This is a genomic window from Yersinia aldovae 670-83 (genome assembly GCF_000834395.1).
In the GTDB taxonomy this organism is placed as follows: Bacteria; Pseudomonadota; Gammaproteobacteria; order Enterobacterales; family Enterobacteriaceae; genus Yersinia; species Yersinia aldovae.
In genome coordinates, this window is sequence record NZ_CP009781.1 from 3,257,901 (window position 1) to 3,274,173 (window position 16,273).

The window sequence follows — 16,273 nt, forward strand, 5'->3', positions numbered from 1 at the left end:
ACATCATTTCATTTTTATCTGAAAGGGAAGACCATGATTAGCGGAAATATTCACCATTTGGCATTGTTGCCTTATCTGCCGGTGCAATTAAAAGAAGCTATTGAATATGTAAAAAGCCACATCACTGCCGAAACCCCGTTGGGCAAACATGATATTGATGGAAACAATCTGTTTGTACTGATTTCCAATGACAGTACCGATTATCTGGAAAACCGCCGTGCGGAATATCACGCTAAATATCTGGATATTCAGATAGTTCTGGCGGGTGTTGAGGGGATGACGTTCAGTAACTTACCTGCCGGTAAGCCCGATATTGACTGGTTGGCAGACAAAGATATTGCCTTCTTACCGGCAGGTGTTGATGAGAAGCAACTTATAATGCAACCCGGTGATTTCGTGGTGTTTTACCCAGGTGAAGTGCATAAACCATTATGTGCAGTGGGCGAGCCGGCTAATGTGCGTAAAGCTGTTGTGAAGATATCTGTAAAATAAGCTATTTCACTTGTCAGCTTGAGCTTCGGGCAGTGCTCGCCGCCGTCACATACTCCGTGTATGCTCCGTTGGCTGCGCGCTGTCCGCACTCAATCTGCCTGCGCCAATAACGCTTATTGACTAGATGTGAAAATAATTAAAAGCCGACACATCAGATGATCGGCCCTGTTATGTTTAGTCTTGACCCAATGTCGCAACCATCACGGCTTTGATGGTGTGCAGGCGGTTTTCGGCTTGATCAAATACGATGCTGTGAGCCGATTCAAATACGTCGTCGGTCACTTCCATGCCGCCCGGTAAGTCATAGAGTTCTGCCATTTGTTTGCCGACAATTGTTTGGTCATCGTGGAATGCGGGCAAGCAATGCAGGAATTTAACCTGCGGGTTACCGGTCAGTTTCACCACCTCCATATTGACCTGATAGGGTTTGAGCAATGCCACCCGCTCGTGCCAGACTTCTTTCGGTTCACCCATCGAAACCCACACATCGGTATACAAGAAATCAGTCCCTTTTACGCCCTCGGCAATATCTTCGGTCAGCGTAATTTTAGCGCCGGTTTTTTTGGCCTGCGCCTGACAAGCGGCGACTAATTCGGCCTCTGGCCAGCAGGCTTTTGGTGCCACCAGGCGCAGATCCATCCCAACCAACGCCGCTGCTTCTAACATCGTGTTACCCATGTTATTGCGCGCATCACCCAGATAGGCAAATTTCATTTCACTCAAGGGCTTGCCCGGCAAGTGCTCCTGCATGGTCAATAAGTCTGCCAGTAATTGGGTTGGATGGAATTCATTGGTCAGGCCATTCCATACCGGCACGCCGGCAAATTCAGCCAACGTTTCAACCACCTTTTGGCCGTGACCACGATATTGAATACCGTCATACATCCGGCCTAATACTCTGGCGGTATCTTTAATTGATTCTTTATGCCCAATCTGGCTCCCGCCTGGGCCGAGATAAGTTACGCGCGCACCTTGATCATATGCGGCAACTTCGAAAGAGCATCGAGTACGAGTCGAGTCTTTTTCGAAGATGAGCGCGATATTCTTGCCTGCCAATTTTTGTTGCTCACAGCCGGATTTCTTGGCCTGCTTCAATTGTGCCGCTAAATCCAGCAGGGCTGTTATCTCGGCGGGGGTAAAATCCAGTAACCTCAGAAAGTGACGTTTATAGAACTGACTCATAGATTCATCTCCAGGTAACTCAAATGGTCCATTTGAATTTAAATTCAATTTATACGTATAAATATTCAATTACAACCCCAATCAATAAATCTTTCTCGTTTATAGTGGAGGCAATAGCGTGGGTGTGGGAAAATAGCGCCATACTAAGCCCATTGACTGAGGATAAAGGCATGGCAAACCGCGAACTGCTGGACGAACAACGTGACGAAACCCGCCTGATTATCGAAGAGCTGTTGGACGATGGCAGCGATCCCGATGCGCTGTACACCATTGAGCACCACCTTTCTGCCGAGAAGTTCGAAGTATTGGAAAAAGCCGCCGTTGAAGCTTTCAAACTAGGTTATGAAGTGACTGATGCCGAAGAGCTGGAAGTGGAAGATGGCTCTGTGGTTATGTGCTGTGACGTCATAAGCGAAGTGGCGTTGAATGCAGATATTATTGATGCGCAAGTTGAGCAACTGGTAGCACTGGCTGAAACTTGTGGCGTTAACTACGACGGTTGGGGCACTTACTATGAAGATCCTAACGCAGAAGATGATGAAGACGGCGAGTTCGACGACGAAGAGTTAGTGGACGAAGACGACGACGGTAAGCGCCACTAGATTCCTCTTCGTCTTTGACGCTACAGCTGTGTTAGCGGCACTCACGCACCCGAATCACTGACTTGAGTCAGCTCATCGGGATTTGTTCGTTTGCTGCCTTGCTGTAACACCAATGACTTTGAGGATTTAATCAGGGGCTGACAAGCTTCGATCACTCGATCTCGCCAAGGTGAGGGCAGGCAGAAGAGTAAAGCGTCCGCGCCAAGGAAGGCGCGGCTCGAGCCCCCAGGGAGGGGTTTACGGCGTCTTTACGATCTGCATGTTTTCACCGCTTCGGGTACTCCTTATTAACTTTAGGGTGTAATGTCCCTTGATATTTGCTGAGAGGAAGTTAAAGCGATTTCAGCATAGTCACTTCGCAATCCACATGACCGGTATTTCCCATTGGGCCATTGATATGCTCAAAACCTAATCTTTCATACAAACCAACGGCACTGGTCAAACTGGCGGTGGTTTCCAGATAGCAACGATTGAAGCCTTGTTGACGGGCAAACTCCAGCGCTTGTAACGCCAACTGCTTAGCCAACCCTTTACCGCGCAATATCGGCAGGAAATACATTTTCTGCAATTCACACAAAGACGCTTCACCACCCGACAAAGGTGCCACGCCACCGCCGCCTGCAATATTTCCGTCGACTTCAATCACCCAGTAAGCGCTGCGTGGCTGGCTGTACAGCTCATATAAGTGATCCAAATTGGGATCAGACACGGTATAGCCTTTATCGGCAGTCAAGCCGAACTCAGCCGAAACTTCCCGGATGACATTAGCGATAGCAAGGTTGTCTGCTACGGTGATGGGGCGTACCAGCAGGCGGATAGGTGTGGCTGTGGTCATACTCTTTAAACCCAAAGGTAATAACTTAGTAATAATCTGTAATACCATCTATACCCGTCATACTTCAAGCTGTATGTGCGTTGGCCGCCTTCCTACAACTCGAATTATTTAGGGTATGACACTGAATTAATACAATGATAAAAAAACAGCGGCTACCTAAATAGTCCGCTGTTTCTATTTTGCTGTTGAATCTCAGGTTAATTACAGTGCGGCGATAGTCGCTTGTTGCTCAATTAACTTCTGCTTAGCTTCAGCGCAGGCTGCCATTCGTTCACGCTCTTTAGCAACCACGGCCTCTGGCGCGCGCGCCACAAAACCTTCATTACTCAACTTGCCTTCGATACGCTCAATTTCAGCTTCCAGCTTGGCCACTTCTTTTGCCAGCCTTTCCAGTTCGGTGGCTTTATCAATCAGGCCAGCCATCGGGATCAGCACTTCGGCACCTTCAACCAATTTAGTCACAGATACCGGCCCTTTCTCACCGTCAGCCAACAGGGTGAGAGAGGACAAGCGCGCCAGTGACTGAATGAAACTCTGGTTTTCCAGCACACGGCGCTGTGCTTCGGCATTGGCTCCACGCAGCATCACTTCCAGCGGTTTACCCGGTGCGATGTTCATTTCCGCACGGATGTTACGCACCGCAATAATGGTTTGTTTGATCCATTCCAGATCACTCAGTGCTTTCTCATCAACTTGGCTGGCATCATATTCCGGGAAAGGCTGCAACATGATGGTGTCCGCAGTAATACCTTTCAGGGTTTTGACTCGCTGCCAGATAGTCTCTGTGATGTAAGGAATGATGGGGTGTGCCAGACGCAGCAGGGCTTCCAGAACTTCAATCAGAGTATGACGAGTTCCGCGCAGTTCAGCTTCAGAACCGCTGTTCATCACCGGCTTGGCCAGTTCCAGATACCAGTCACAGAACTGGTTCCAGGTAAATTCATACAGAATATTAGCGGCCAAATCGAAACGATAAGTGTCCATCGCTTCGCGGTAGGCTTTGATGGTCTGATTGAATTCAGCCAGAATCCAACGGTCAGCCAGTGACAGCACCATTTCGCCGCCGTTCTGCCCACAATCCTGTCCTTCGGTGTTCATCAGCACGAAACGGCTGGCGTTCCACAGCTTGTTGCAGAAATTGCGATAACCTTCCAGGCGTTTCATGTCCCAGTTGATATCACGGCCGGTCGAGGCCAGCGCTGCCAACGTAAAGCGCAGCGCATCTGTGCCGTGCGGCTCAATACCGTTCGGGAACTGCTTCTCGGTGCGCTTGCGGATTTTCTCCGCCAACTGCGGCTGCATCATGTTACCGGTGCGTTTTTCCAGTAATTCTTCCAGCGAGATACCATCAACCATATCCAGTGGGTCGATGACGTTACCTTTCGACTTGGACATTTTCTGCCCTTCGTCATCACGGATAAGGCCGGTCATGTAGACGGTTTTAAATGGCACCTGCGGCTTACCATTTTCATCTTTCATAAAGTGCATGGTCATCATGATCATGCGGGCAATCCAGAAGAAAATAATGTCAAAGCCACTGACCACCACGCTGGTCGGGTGGAAGGTTTTCAGTGCGTCGGTTTGCTCAGGCCAGCCCAGTGTGGAGAAGGTCCACAGGCCAGAGGAGAACCAGGTATCCAGCACGTCTTCATCCTGGCGCAAGGCAACATCAGCCCCCAGGTTATTCTCGCGACGGACTTCGGCTTCATCGCGGCCGACGTACACTTTACCCTGCTCGTCATACCAGGCAGGAATGCGGTGGCCCCACCACAACTGACGGGAGATACACCAGTCTTGGATATCGCGCATCCACGAGTAATACATGTTTTCGTACTGCTTCGGTACGAATTGAATTTCGCCGTTTTCGACCGCTTCAATGGCCACTTTAGCCAACGGAGCGGTGCGAACATACCATTGGTCAGTCAGCATCGGCTCGATAACCACGCCGCCACGGTCGCCATAAGGCACAGTCAGGTCGTGGGCTTTGACTTCTTCCAGCAGGCCAAGTTTATCGAATTCAGCCACTACCGCTTTACGGGCCGCAAAACGCTCCAAACCTTGGAACTGTTCTGGAATGGCACCGTTGCACGCATCGGTCGCTTCGCCATTGGTATCAAACACTTCCGCTTCGCTGCGGATATCACCGTCGAAAGTCAGAATGTTGATCATCGGCAGGGCGTGGCGTTTACCGACTTCATAGTCATTAAAGTCGTGCGCTGGCGTGATTTTCACGCAACCGGTGCCTTTTTCCATGTCGGCGTGTTCGTCACCAAGGATCGGAATACGGCGGCCAACCAGCGGTAAGATAATTTCTTTGCCGATCAGATCTTTATAACGCGGATCTTCCGGGTTTACTGCCACACCAGTGTCACCGAGCATGGTTTCTGGGCGCGTGGTGGCGACCACCAGATAGTCTTTGCCTTCCGCCGTTTTCGCGCCATCGGCCAGCGGATAACGCAGGTGCCACATGGAGCCTTTCGATTCGCGGTTTTCCACTTCCAGATCAGAAATGGCGGTGCGCAGTTTTGGATCCCAGTTGACCAGGCGCTTGCCACGGTAAATCAAGTCTTCTTTATGCAGACGAACAAACACTTCTTTAACCGCGTTGGACAGGCCATCGTCCATAGTGAAACGTTCACGTTCCCAATCCACGGAGTTACCCAGACGGCGCATTTGGCGCGTAATGGTGCCGCCGGATTCGCCTTTCCATTGCCAGATTTTATCGATAAATGCGTCACGGCCATAATCGTGGCGAGTTTTGCCTTCTTCTGCGGCAATTTTGCGCTCAACTACCATTTGGGTCGCGATACCGGCATGGTCGGTTCCGGCTTGCCACAGGGTATTTTTGCCCTGCATACGTTGATAACGAATCAAGGTATCCATGATGGTTTGTTGGAACGCATGGCCCATGTGCAGGCTGCCGGTGACGTTCGGCGGCGGGATCATGATGCAGTAACTTTCTTTGCTGGTATCGCCGTTCGGCTTGAAATAGCCCTGTTTTTCCCAGTGTTCATACAGCGGCTGTTCGATTTCCTGCGGGCTGTATGTTTTATCGAGGGACGGCTCAGTTTTGTCGATATTAGAAGGTGTGTTTTCCATTTTCTTTTTTAGTTCAATTAGTTGGCGGCGTTGCCGTGGTCAAGTGGAAGCCGACGCTGCGATAAGACTTATATCGGTCGCGCGCCAACTGTTTCAAATTTTCTTCGTAAGGAACGAAGTCTACCACTTCATGGAAAGCGGTGGCAAAACCTGCGAACTCTGGCAGCAGGCTGATAAGCAGGTCGCGCGGGGAATTTCCACGCCGTTCGGGCCAGGCCAGTTCAACCGGTGCGCCATACTTTGGCCCTTCACCCGCCAAATTATGCGGAACAAATTGCTCAGGTGCCCGTTGCCATAGCGCTTCATCCAGCCGCTGGGCCTGCTCCTGGCTTTCACAGGCGATCAGTACCCGTTTGCCTGCCCGCCAACGCTCAGCCGCAATGTCGCAGGCCAACGCCTCATGAGCACGTAGCTCACCAGCGGGCGTGTCGTGTTCGAGCAGATAAAAGGTGGCGTTTTTCATAGGTTCTCTACGACGTAAAAGGGCACAAAAGTGTGCCCTCAGACTGCTAACAAAATCAAATGAAGGGGAATCGTGCCGTTGGGGTCGTAGTGGCGTAAGCCACCGAAGCGCCCCCAGGTGCGGTCAACCCTTCATTCACTGTTGTTGTTAACCTTAATACATCAAAACGATTAATCGTCGCCGTTTAACCCTGCGCGGTTAAGCAAGAACTGAGATAACAACGCGACGGGACGGCCGGTTGCACCTTTATTCTTACCTGAACGCCATGCCGTACCGGCAATATCCAGATGCGCCCAGCTATATTTACGGGTAAAGCGTGACAGGAAGCAGCCGGCGGTAATGGCTCCACCAGCACGACCACCAATGTTTGCCATATCGGCAAAATTGGAGTCCAGTTGCTCGGCGTACTCATCACCCAGTGGCAGACGCCATGCACGGTCGCCCGCTTGTTCGGATGCCCCGATAAGCTCGTGAGCCAATGGATTGTGATTCGACATCAAACCGGTGATGTGATGGCCTAATGCCACCACACATGCGCCGGTCAGTGTGGCGATATCAATCACCAGTTCTGGCTCGAAACGCTCAACGTAGGTCAGCGCATCGCACAATACCAGGCGGCCTTCGGCATCGGTATTGAGCACTTCTACTGTCTGGCCGGACATGGTGGTGAGGATATCGCCTGGGCGATAAGCGCGGCCACCCGGCATATTTTCACAACCCGCCAGTACGCCAATGACGTTTAGCGGCAATTGCAACTCAGCCACCACCCGCATCACACCATACACAGTGGCGGCACCGCACATGTCGTATTTCATCTCATCCATGCCTTCGGCAGGTTTGATGGAGATACCGCCGGAATCGAAGGTCAAGCCTTTACCCACCAGCACAATTGGCTTAGCTGCGGGGTTTGGATTACCTTTATATTCTATCACCGACATCAATGATTCATTCTGCGAACCATGACCAACTGCCAGATAAGAGTGCATTCCCAGCTCTTTCATCTGCTGCTCACCAATCACGCGGGTGACGATGTTAGTGCTAAATGCATCAGCCAACTGGCGCGCTTGTGAGGCCAGATAGGCGGCGTTACAAATATTTGGCGGCATGTTACCCAAGTCTTTGGCCGCTTTGATACCGGATGCCACTGCCAGACCATGCTGGATGGCGCGCTCACCGCTGGTCAGTTCGCGGCGGGTTGGCACGTTAAACACCATTTTACGCAGTGGGCGGCGCGGCTCGGTTTTATTGCTTTTAAGCTGATCGAAGGTATAAAGCGTTTCTTTCGCTGTTTCTACTGCCTGACGTACCTTCCAGTAAGTGTTGCGGCCTTTGACATGCAGCTCAGTCAGGAAGCAAACGGCTTCCATTGAACCGGTGTCATTGAGGGTATTGATGGTCTTCTGGATCACTTGCTTGTATTGGCGCTCATCAAGCTCACGCTCTTTACCGCAGCCAATTAACAAGATGCGCTCGGAGAGAATATTCGGCACATGGTGCAGTAACAGCGTCTGCCCGACTTTGCCTTCAAGTTCACCACGGCGCAATAAAGCGCTGATGTAGCCATCACTAATTTTGTCGAGTTGTTCGGCAATGGGAGATAGACGACGAGGTTCGAAAACGCCGACTACAATACAGGCACTGCGCTGTTTTTCCGGGCTGCCGCTCTTTACACTGAACTCCATGCACTCTCCTGAATCTTAAAGACAAAGGCGGAAGCTACCGCTAGAATGTAGCGCTCCGCAACGATCTCTCTCCGTTGTGTTAACGACGTGTGTTAACCTTAACGGCATAAGTTGTTTTGTTTTGGCGACTATAAGCATGTTCCTATAGGTCACCTCAACGCTAGATGCTGTAATACTATTTTAGCTGTGAAGGTTGCCATATGATGAGAATAAATGGCGGATTAACGATGAAACTATCGATTTTCCTGCAAAAAGACAAGTTTTCACAGGCGTATTAGCGTGATCATCATTAGATATCTGGTACGGGAAACACTTAAGAGCCAAATTGCGATTCTGTTCATCCTGCTATTAATCTTCTTTAGTCAGAAGTTAGTAAGGATATTAGGTGCCGCAGTGGACGGTGAAATCCCGACAAACCTGGTTTTATCCCTTTTGGGGCTTGGTGTGCCGGAAATGGCACAACTTATCCTGCCATTGAGCTTATTCCTTGGCTTGCTAATGACCTTGGGCAAATTGTATACGGAGAGTGAAATCACCGTGATGCATGCCTGCGGCATGGGCAAAAAATCGTTGATTATGGCGGCATTGGTTCTGGCTATCGTCACCTCTGCGTTGGCGGCGGTTAACACCATCTGGCTTGGCCCCTGGTCTTCTAAACATCAAGATGACGTGCTGAACGATGCACGAGCGAACCCAAGTCTGGCGGCGCTGGCAGGGGGGCAGTTTAAGTCCTCAACCGATGGCAATGCGGCTTTGTTTATCGGTAATGTGAATGGCAAAGAGTTCAACCGGGTATTTTTGGCACAATTGCGGCCAAACGGTAATCAGCGTCCTTCCGTTGTCGTGGCCGACCGTGGCCATATGACCGAGCGCCCGAATGGTTCGCAAGTGGTTGTTCTAAATAAAGGCACCCGCTATGAAGGCACCGCATTGTTGCGCGATTTCCGCATCACTGATTTTGTCGATTATCAGGCGATAATCGGCCATCAGGAAGTACAGCAGAACAACAACGTAGCCGAACAAATGACCATGAAACAACTGTGGAGCTCAGATGAGCCCGAGGCTCGTGCCGAGTTTCATTGGCGTCTGACGCTCATCGTATCAGTTATCATGATGGCGCTGCTGGTGGTGCCATTGAGCGCGGTTAATCCGCGGCAAGGGCGCGTGCTGAGTATGCTGCCCGCCATGTTGTTGTATTTGATTTTCTTCCTGTTACAAAGCTCACTGCGCTCGAATGCTGGCAACGGCAAGCTGGACCCTCTGATCTGGATGTGGGCCGTCAATGGTACTTATCTGGCGATTGCGGTGATATTGAACCTGTGGGATGGCCTGCCGGCTCGTAAGTTCCGTGCGCGATTGAGAGGTGCTGCCTGATGTTTGGTGTATTAGACCGTTATATCGGACGGACTATCCTCAATACCATCCTGATGACGTTATTCATGCTGGTATCGCTGTCCGGTATCATCAAGTTTGTCGATCAGCTACGTAAAGTTGGGCAGGGCGATTATTCCGCCGCTTCTGCTGGTATGTATACCTTGCTAAGTATCCCTAAGGATATTGAGATCTTCTTCCCGATGGCGGCGCTATTAGGGGCTTTGCTCGGTTTGGGGACGTTAGCAACTCGCAGCGAACTGGTGGTGATGCAGGCATCGGGCTTTACCCGTATGCAGATCGCCGCCTCGGTGATGAAAACCGCTATTCCATTGGTGCTGTTAACAATGGCTATTGGCGAGTGGGTTGCACCGCAAGGCGAGCAGATGGCGCGTAACTTCCGTGCTCAACAGATGTACGGTGGTTCACTGCTATCGACCCAATCGGGGTTATGGGCGAAAGATGGCTCTGACTTTATCTATATCCAGCAGGTATCGGGTGACAACGAACTGACGGGCGTTAATATTTATCATTTCGATAAACAAGATCGCCTGCTTTCGGTACGTTACGCCGCAACGGCTACCTATGAAGATAACATTTGGCGTTTATCGCAGGTGGATGAGTCTGATCTAACCAATCCAAAGCAGGTGACTGGCTCGCAGACTCTAACCGGTGAATGGAAGACCAACCTGACGCCAGAGAAGCTCGGGGTGGTTGCCATGAACCCGGATTCCCTCTCTATTAGCGGGTTGCACGATTACAGCAAATACCTGCGGCAAAGCGGGCAGGAGTCGAGCCGTTACGAACTGAATATGTGGGGCAAGATATTTGCGCCATTCTCCGTTGCCGTAATGATGTTGATGGCGTTGTCATTCATTTTTGGCCCATTACGCAGTGTGCCAATGGGGGTTCGGGTGGTCACCGGAATCTTCTTTGGTTTTGTTTTCTACGTACTGGATCAAATCTTTGGCCCGCTTAGCTTGGTTTATAGCATCCCGCCGGTTATCGGCGCGCTGTTACCAAGTATACTTTTCCTCCTAATCAGTGTTTATTTGCTACTAAAACGGCGTTGATGGCGGTTTTTTCAACACTTAGACTAAACATGATGGGATAACAGTTGCATACGGACTTCGGGTAGGTATAATTCACCTCGTTCTCCGCATACTACTTCAGTGCCGAAGTGGCGAAATCGGTAGACGCAGTTGACTCAAAATCAACCGCCGCGAGGCATGCCGGTTCGATTCCGGCCTTCGGCACCATTAGTATGAAAATCAAGTCACCGCAGGGTGGCTTTTTTTTTGCCTGTCGTTCAGAAAAGTCCATTATCTTCCGTAAAAGTCTATATAAAACAGCATCTAACATTCTGGTGATTTTTGCCACTTCTCCATTCTGGTATTTCTACGTCCATTAGCAGCCATCATCACTGGGGGTCAAAATGGGGGTCAGCTCGGTTCGGAAAATTTGTGACCCCCAATGGCGCTGACTGATGCCGTAATTCGAAATGCCAAACCTCGCGATAAAGCTTATAAACTCACTGATGCTCAAGGACTCTATCTACAGATACAACCTCGTGGTACTAAGCTCTGGTACCTTAAATTCCGCATCAATGGAAAGGAAAGCCGCATTGCTTTTGGTGGTTATCCACAAAGCCGAACATATGGATGAAAGAAGACTCATGGTGTAATGGTGGGCAGATTATTTGGATAAGTGCCGTGATGGGTATGTTGTGCCGTATCATTTCAGCGGAAAGGATTCTCTGGAATGATAATATATTAATGTTTATAAAGGCGTTACAGGTGTGGCGTTCACTATTATGTTTAACACACGGATATCGCCCGAGTAATAAGTATGAACAATATTGGGTGTAGCCTCATCTATTGCACTACATTTGTAATACGCTATACTGCATTACAAATGTCATTACAGGAGATTTTTTAAAATGAGTACTATCCAAATTCGTGTGGATGATGAACTGAAGAAAAGTGCATATCAGGCGTTTGAAAAACTGAATCTTTCGCCTTCTGATGCACTACGCCTGTTCCTACGTTATGTTGCAGAGAACGAAAAGCTGCCTTTTTCAGAAGTATCCGTCATGGTCAGTAATCAAGATGAGGATGCTGATATTTTGGCTGTTGTCCGTGAACGTTTGAAAAATCCTGCCAAGCGTATCAGGGTAAATATTGATGACCTTTAATATCGACTTTGACGAACGGGCATTAAAAGAATGGTACAAACTAGATAAAGCTATCCGAGAGCAATTTAAAAAGAAACTAAGAAAGTTACAGGAAAATCCCTATATTGAGTCAGCACGTTTGCACGGTGATCTGGCTGGCTGTTTCAAAATAAAATTACGCGCATCTGGTTTTCGGTTAATTTACCAAGTTATCGATGAGGAGATTGTGATTTGGATCGTTGCTGTTGGTAAACGGGAAGATGAAAAAGCTTATGATATTGCCAGGAAGCGAATCCAATAGGGGACTTATTGAGATGTTTTTATGTAGCGTTATGACGACTATGGGTAACCCATTAATATCGATTAAATAAGTAGATAATTATCTATGTAGCATTTGAATTGCTCTTGGAAACATATTTTTCAGTAAGTCTTTTCGATAATCCGTCCCCCAGTTAGTTTCTTGCTGTATTGCTTAATGAATTGGGGTAGATGTTCTCCCCGTCAATATGAATCAACCCATCCGAGCCAGCGGGTAAATTTCTTCGCAACATCAAAACCCATGCCGCGCATATCATCCCTCACCAGCGATTTTGTACAGGCTTCACCACTGGCGGTACGGGAGCGGATAGATTGCCACAGCGCGATATGATTGGCCGTCAGGCGCTGAATCCCCGCCAGTTCGGCCTCGTAGGGGGGTCTTCATCGCTGACTTCACGCCCTTTATCACACAGCACCAATGAGTTAACTTCTTCGCCATCGTTATCGATATACAGATTGAGCGGCGAGAGGTCATAGGCCCGTGTGCTGGGTTCTTCTGAATCCTTCATTTTGGTGCAACTCAGCACCAGTGCACCGCCTTCGCCCTCACGACGCACATTGAATTCGACATCTAGCGCCGCACGAAAGGCACTGGAGCCGCGCGCGCCTTTATCCAAATCTTTGCCCGAATGATGGATTACCAGCACTGTTGCGCCGGTTTCATATCTTTGGCGGCGTTCTCGTCGGAGCCACCAAAGCAGCGGGCCAGCGTAGACGCAGATCTGAAAGACAGATTTAGCCAGTTCGATACCAATGACTTTTATCGAGTTCATGATGCAGTATCTCTGAAAAAAGAACACTCAGCATAAGTGTGACAGGACTTACGCTGAGGGAGGGACGTCCATCACATCACCAACAACATCTCTGTCACTTAAGAAATCATCCGTTTGTGCCAAAATAAACTGCTTTAAAAACTGATCAATGCGAATATTCAGCTTAAATAGAGGTATGGTTATACCGTCTTGTTTTTCAAAATAGCCCCTGGCTTTCGCTGTATTTACCGAATCTTTTAATGCATCGAAGCGACCAAAATCATTGAGATTTTTATCATTAACACTATCAGCCATTAATGCCATGAGTAGTTCTTTATCTAAACCAAGAGCATTAACAACGGCATTTAATTGCGCGTTTTCAGCATTATCTTTGTAGGTGTTGATGTAGTCTCTAAAAGTATGGCCTTCAATTAACTGGGCATCGCCACGCTGCAAGTCGTGCAAGAAGAGCTTGGCGTACTTTTGCTCGCTTTGGGTGAGCGATGCAAACGACTTGTGTAGCTCATTTAATGTGCTTTCAATGCTTGCAGAGTCTTGGTGTTTATTCAGCTCTTTTAAATATTTATCAAAGCGGCTGTTCATGTAGTCGGCATCGATTTTGCCGGTATCTATTTCAGTTAAATAACCACTAATATCAAAAGGCACATCGTCGCCACCTGCGCCACCGCCATCACCTTTGCCTACCAACTCTTTATAGCGCAGGACCAGGCTCAGGTAAGTTTGTTCGTCTATGGCCAGCGTTACCTCATGTTCTACATCATTTTCAGTAAAGGAATAGATCGACTGTTCCCAATGTAAACCTTGTACTTTAGCTGCTTCCAGGTGTTGGCTAAAGGTGTTAAATAATTTAGCGAATTGGGCACAGGTTTCTATATCGTCGGGCAGTTTTTCAAAGTTCTCAACACCCGCACTGACGAATAGCTCGGTAATGTCCACCACTAATTCATTTATGGCTTTAAGGTTGCTTTCTAACCTATCAACAAATAAGCCGATAGGTCTGTCGCCGGAATAGAGTTTTACCGCATCGTTAATGTACTGTTCCATGGTGTGTGGATAACGATAATAACGGATGATGCCGTGGGGTTTGTCGGGGCCAAACAAGCGATTGGTGCGTGAGAACGCTTGAATAATATTTTGGTATTTAATCACCTTATCTAAATACAAGGTATTAAGCCATTTAGAGTCAAAGCCAGTGAGCATTTGATCTACAACAATCAGTAAATCTAATTGCTTTGAAGGCTCGGTATGAATGCGCTCGTAAGGCTTTTTATGGGCAAGGCGTGCCGCTAAATCTTTTTTAAAGGCCGCGTGGCGGGCAAAATCAAAGTCCTGGCCATAACGCGCGTTATAGTCGGCCATAATTTCGTCCAGGCCATCGCCTTTAAAGGTGGGGCCACGGTCGCCACTGCCGTCGTTATCAATGTTCGGGTCAAATAGAGCCGATATTTTAAGTTCAGGTTTGGCGGCTTTTAAACGGCGGTAATAGTCAATGGCTTCGGCAATGCTGCTAGTGGCCAAAATAGCGTGGAATTTATTGGCCTGGCTGAGCACATCCCACTCAGCCAGAATATCTTCTACTACCTTTTCTTGATGGGTTTCAGTGAGATATTGCTCTTTTGGCACATAATCTTCTATTCCTTTGATATACTCGCCTGTTGCATCTTTATGGCCAGCCATTGGCACATCATTCATAAAATAATTAAATTTTTTCTTTTTGGCAGCCGTAGACATTGCATCCGCAACCGAATCGGCCTTAGCCTGTTCAAGGGCGACGGCCTGGCGTAGATCTTTATCTTTAAAGGTACAGACTTTGTAAGGGTCAAAGCCCAAAACATTGCCGTCGCGAATACCGTCAGCAATGCTGTAGCGGTGTAGCTCGTTGCCAAATACGGTACTGGTGGTATTGCCGTTTTTTTCGTTTTCTTCTTGAATCGGCGTACCGGTAAAGCCAAAAAACAAGGCGCGCGGAAAGGTACGTTTAATAATAATCAGCATGTCGCCAAAGGTAGAGCGGTGCGCCTCATCGATAATAAACACCAAACGCTTAGCGCGGATTTTTTCTATGTCGGCCGAATTTGTTGCTGTTCCCTCATCATCAACTTCTTCAAAAATATTACTCATTTTTTGAATAGAGCTAACAATTAATGTATCGGCGGGAGCGGTGCTTTTTAATTTGGTAATGAGGACATGAGTATTTTCGGTGGCTTGCACGTCTTCGCCATCGCCAGCAAAATTGCGATATTCCGCCAGCGACTGGGTGCCCAGCTCAATCCTGTCCATTAAAAAAATCACTTTATCGGCATCTTTCGATTGTGCAATCAACTGCGCCGATTTAAAGCTGGTCATGGTTTTACCCGAACCGGTGGTATGCCACACATAACCACCGAGGCGGTCAGGGTTATTGGCAGCGCTACCCAGTTGCTGCCAGTTGGTTTTGGCCACTTTGTCAGATATTGCATTGGCGGCATAATACTGATAACTGCGCATCACCTTAAGCACGCCGTCGGTATCGTCGGCGACGGTATAAAAGCCAATCAACTGGTGTGCCATAGGGATAGAAAGTAAGGTAGAGGCGATGTCTTTCCAGTGGTTCATGGGCTCGTTATTAAAATCGGCCCAGTTAAATTGATAGTCGGTATTAAACTTGCCGTCTAGCCCGGGGTTGGCAAAGTATTTGGCCTCGTTTGGCTCCATGGCCACAAACACTTGGATGAGCGAAAAGAGGCCGCTAAATACACCCTCTTTACTGTACTTTTCAATTTGATTTACTGCTTGGCTAACCGGAATGCCGCTGCGCTTTAGCTCGACATGGATCACCGGCATACCGTTGATCAGTAAGAGCACATCGCCACGGCGGTCATTGCGCAAAGGGCTGCCGCGTTCAAATTTGGGTTGCTGCACAATTTGGTAACGGCTTTGGCCCGCGGCGATTTCCTGGCGATCGTATATTTTTAAGCTGACTTCTTTGCCCATATGCAAGGTATCGGCTGGGTTATCACGCTTAATCGCCACGGTTTTTCCGTTAATTAAACCGTTGAGCTTGAGCGGAGTTTTAAGTTCTTTTATTTGCTCAATAATTTGCTGCATTTCCGTATCGGTTAACGGCACATCGTTTAAGCGATCCCGCTGGCGATTATTTTCAAATAAAATGGACGCCCAATTTTGCAGTAAATCCGCTTCGGTTTTATTTTTGAGTATCTCTGTTTCCCAGCCCTTATGGGTCAGTACTTCAATAAAGGCCTGCTCAAATTGCGCTTCGGTTTTAAAGGTGGTCATGATGGCG

The 16,273-nt window shown here is 48.5% G+C and carries 12 protein-coding genes, 1 tRNA gene and 2 pseudogenes; 8 read left to right on the forward strand and 7 right to left on the reverse strand.

The annotated features are described in order from the left end of the window. Positions 1-33: 33 nt before the first annotated feature. Positions 34-492: a YhcH/YjgK/YiaL family protein gene (locus AT01_RS14820; protein WP_042547671.1), complete on the forward strand. Its 459-nt coding sequence runs from the start codon at positions 34-36 to the stop codon at positions 490-492. A gap of 174 nt (positions 493-666) precedes the next feature. On the opposite strand, the gene argF is transcribed toward AT01_RS14820, so the two are convergent. Then, positions 667-1,674: an ornithine carbamoyltransferase gene (argF, locus tag AT01_RS14825; RefSeq protein ID WP_042547672.1), complete on the reverse strand. Its 1,008-nt coding sequence runs from the start codon at positions 1,672-1,674 to the stop codon at positions 667-669. Between the two features lie 170 nt (positions 1,675-1,844). Here argF and rraB point away from each other — a divergent pair, with 170 nt between their 5' ends. Further along, entirely contained in the window at positions 1,845-2,276 is a 432-nt protein-coding gene (gene rraB / locus AT01_RS14830) for a ribonuclease E inhibitor RraB (protein WP_042548650.1), read from the forward strand. A gap of 331 nt (positions 2,277-2,607) precedes the next feature. On the opposite strand, the gene AT01_RS14835 is transcribed toward rraB, so the two are convergent. The 4 genes from AT01_RS14835 to pepA all read right to left on the reverse strand — a co-directional run bounded on the left by AT01_RS14835 (position 2,608) and on the right by pepA (position 8,355). Beyond that, positions 2,608-3,111 (reverse strand): GNAT family N-acetyltransferase, encoded by a 504-nt coding sequence (locus AT01_RS14835; RefSeq protein ID WP_019084214.1) that lies wholly within the window; start codon positions 3,109-3,111, stop codon positions 2,608-2,610. Between the two features lie 201 nt (positions 3,112-3,312). Next, on the reverse strand, positions 3,313-6,210 hold the full coding sequence (locus AT01_RS14840; protein WP_042547673.1) for a valine--tRNA ligase: 2,898 nt from the start codon (positions 6,208-6,210) through the stop codon (positions 3,313-3,315). A gap of 13 nt (positions 6,211-6,223) precedes the next feature. Further along, a complete protein-coding gene (locus tag AT01_RS14845; RefSeq protein ID WP_042547674.1) occupies positions 6,224-6,673 on the reverse strand; it encodes a DNA polymerase III subunit chi in 450 nt (149 codons plus the stop codon). A 170-nt stretch (positions 6,674-6,843) separates the two neighbouring features. Further along, positions 6,844-8,355: a leucyl aminopeptidase gene (gene pepA, locus AT01_RS14850; RefSeq protein ID WP_042547675.1), complete on the reverse strand. Its 1,512-nt coding sequence runs from the start codon at positions 8,353-8,355 to the stop codon at positions 6,844-6,846. A gap of 279 nt (positions 8,356-8,634) precedes the next feature. On the opposite strand from pepA, the gene lptF reads away from it, so the two are divergent. The 6 genes and pseudogenes from lptF to AT01_RS14880 all read left to right on the forward strand — a co-directional run bounded on the left by lptF (position 8,635) and on the right by AT01_RS14880 (position 12,200). Beyond that, complete coding sequence (gene lptF / locus AT01_RS14855; RefSeq protein ID WP_042547676.1) at positions 8,635-9,729, forward strand: LPS export ABC transporter permease LptF; 1,095 nt, start codon at positions 8,635-8,637, stop codon at positions 9,727-9,729. Then, the gene (gene lptG / locus AT01_RS14860; RefSeq protein WP_042547677.1) at positions 9,729-10,799 is read left to right on the forward strand and encodes an LPS export ABC transporter permease LptG; all 1,071 of its coding nucleotides are present in this window, start codon (positions 9,729-9,731) and stop codon (positions 10,797-10,799) included. Before lptF ends, lptG begins: the two co-directional genes overlap by 1 nt. Before the next feature lie 101 nt (positions 10,800-10,900). Next, positions 10,901-10,985, forward strand: a tRNA-Leu gene (locus AT01_RS14865). Between the two features lie 214 nt (positions 10,986-11,199). Then, positions 11,200-11,370: pseudogene (locus AT01_RS14870) on the forward strand (Arm DNA-binding domain-containing protein); the annotation flags it as partial. Positions 11,371-11,665: 295 nt separating this feature from the next. Then, positions 11,666-11,920, forward strand: coding sequence for a type II toxin-antitoxin system RelB/DinJ family antitoxin (locus AT01_RS14875; RefSeq protein ID WP_005175264.1), 255 nt, complete (start codon positions 11,666-11,668; stop codon positions 11,918-11,920). After that, positions 11,910-12,200: a type II toxin-antitoxin system RelE family toxin gene (locus AT01_RS14880; RefSeq protein ID WP_042547679.1), complete on the forward strand. Its 291-nt coding sequence runs from the start codon at positions 11,910-11,912 to the stop codon at positions 12,198-12,200. Before AT01_RS14875 ends, AT01_RS14880 begins: the two co-directional genes overlap by 11 nt. 151 nt (positions 12,201-12,351) lie before the next feature. Here AT01_RS14880 and AT01_RS22345 read toward each other — a convergent pair. Together AT01_RS22345 and AT01_RS14890 are read right to left on the reverse strand one after the other, a co-directional pair. Then, positions 12,352-12,929 (reverse strand): annotated as a pseudogene (locus AT01_RS22345) (helicase RepA family protein); the annotation flags it as partial. Positions 12,930-13,038: 109 nt separating this feature from the next. Beyond that, positions 13,039-16,266: a type I restriction endonuclease subunit R, EcoR124 family gene (locus tag AT01_RS14890; protein ID WP_042547680.1), complete on the reverse strand. Its 3,228-nt coding sequence runs from the start codon at positions 16,264-16,266 to the stop codon at positions 13,039-13,041. Positions 16,267-16,273 lie beyond the last annotated feature (7 nt).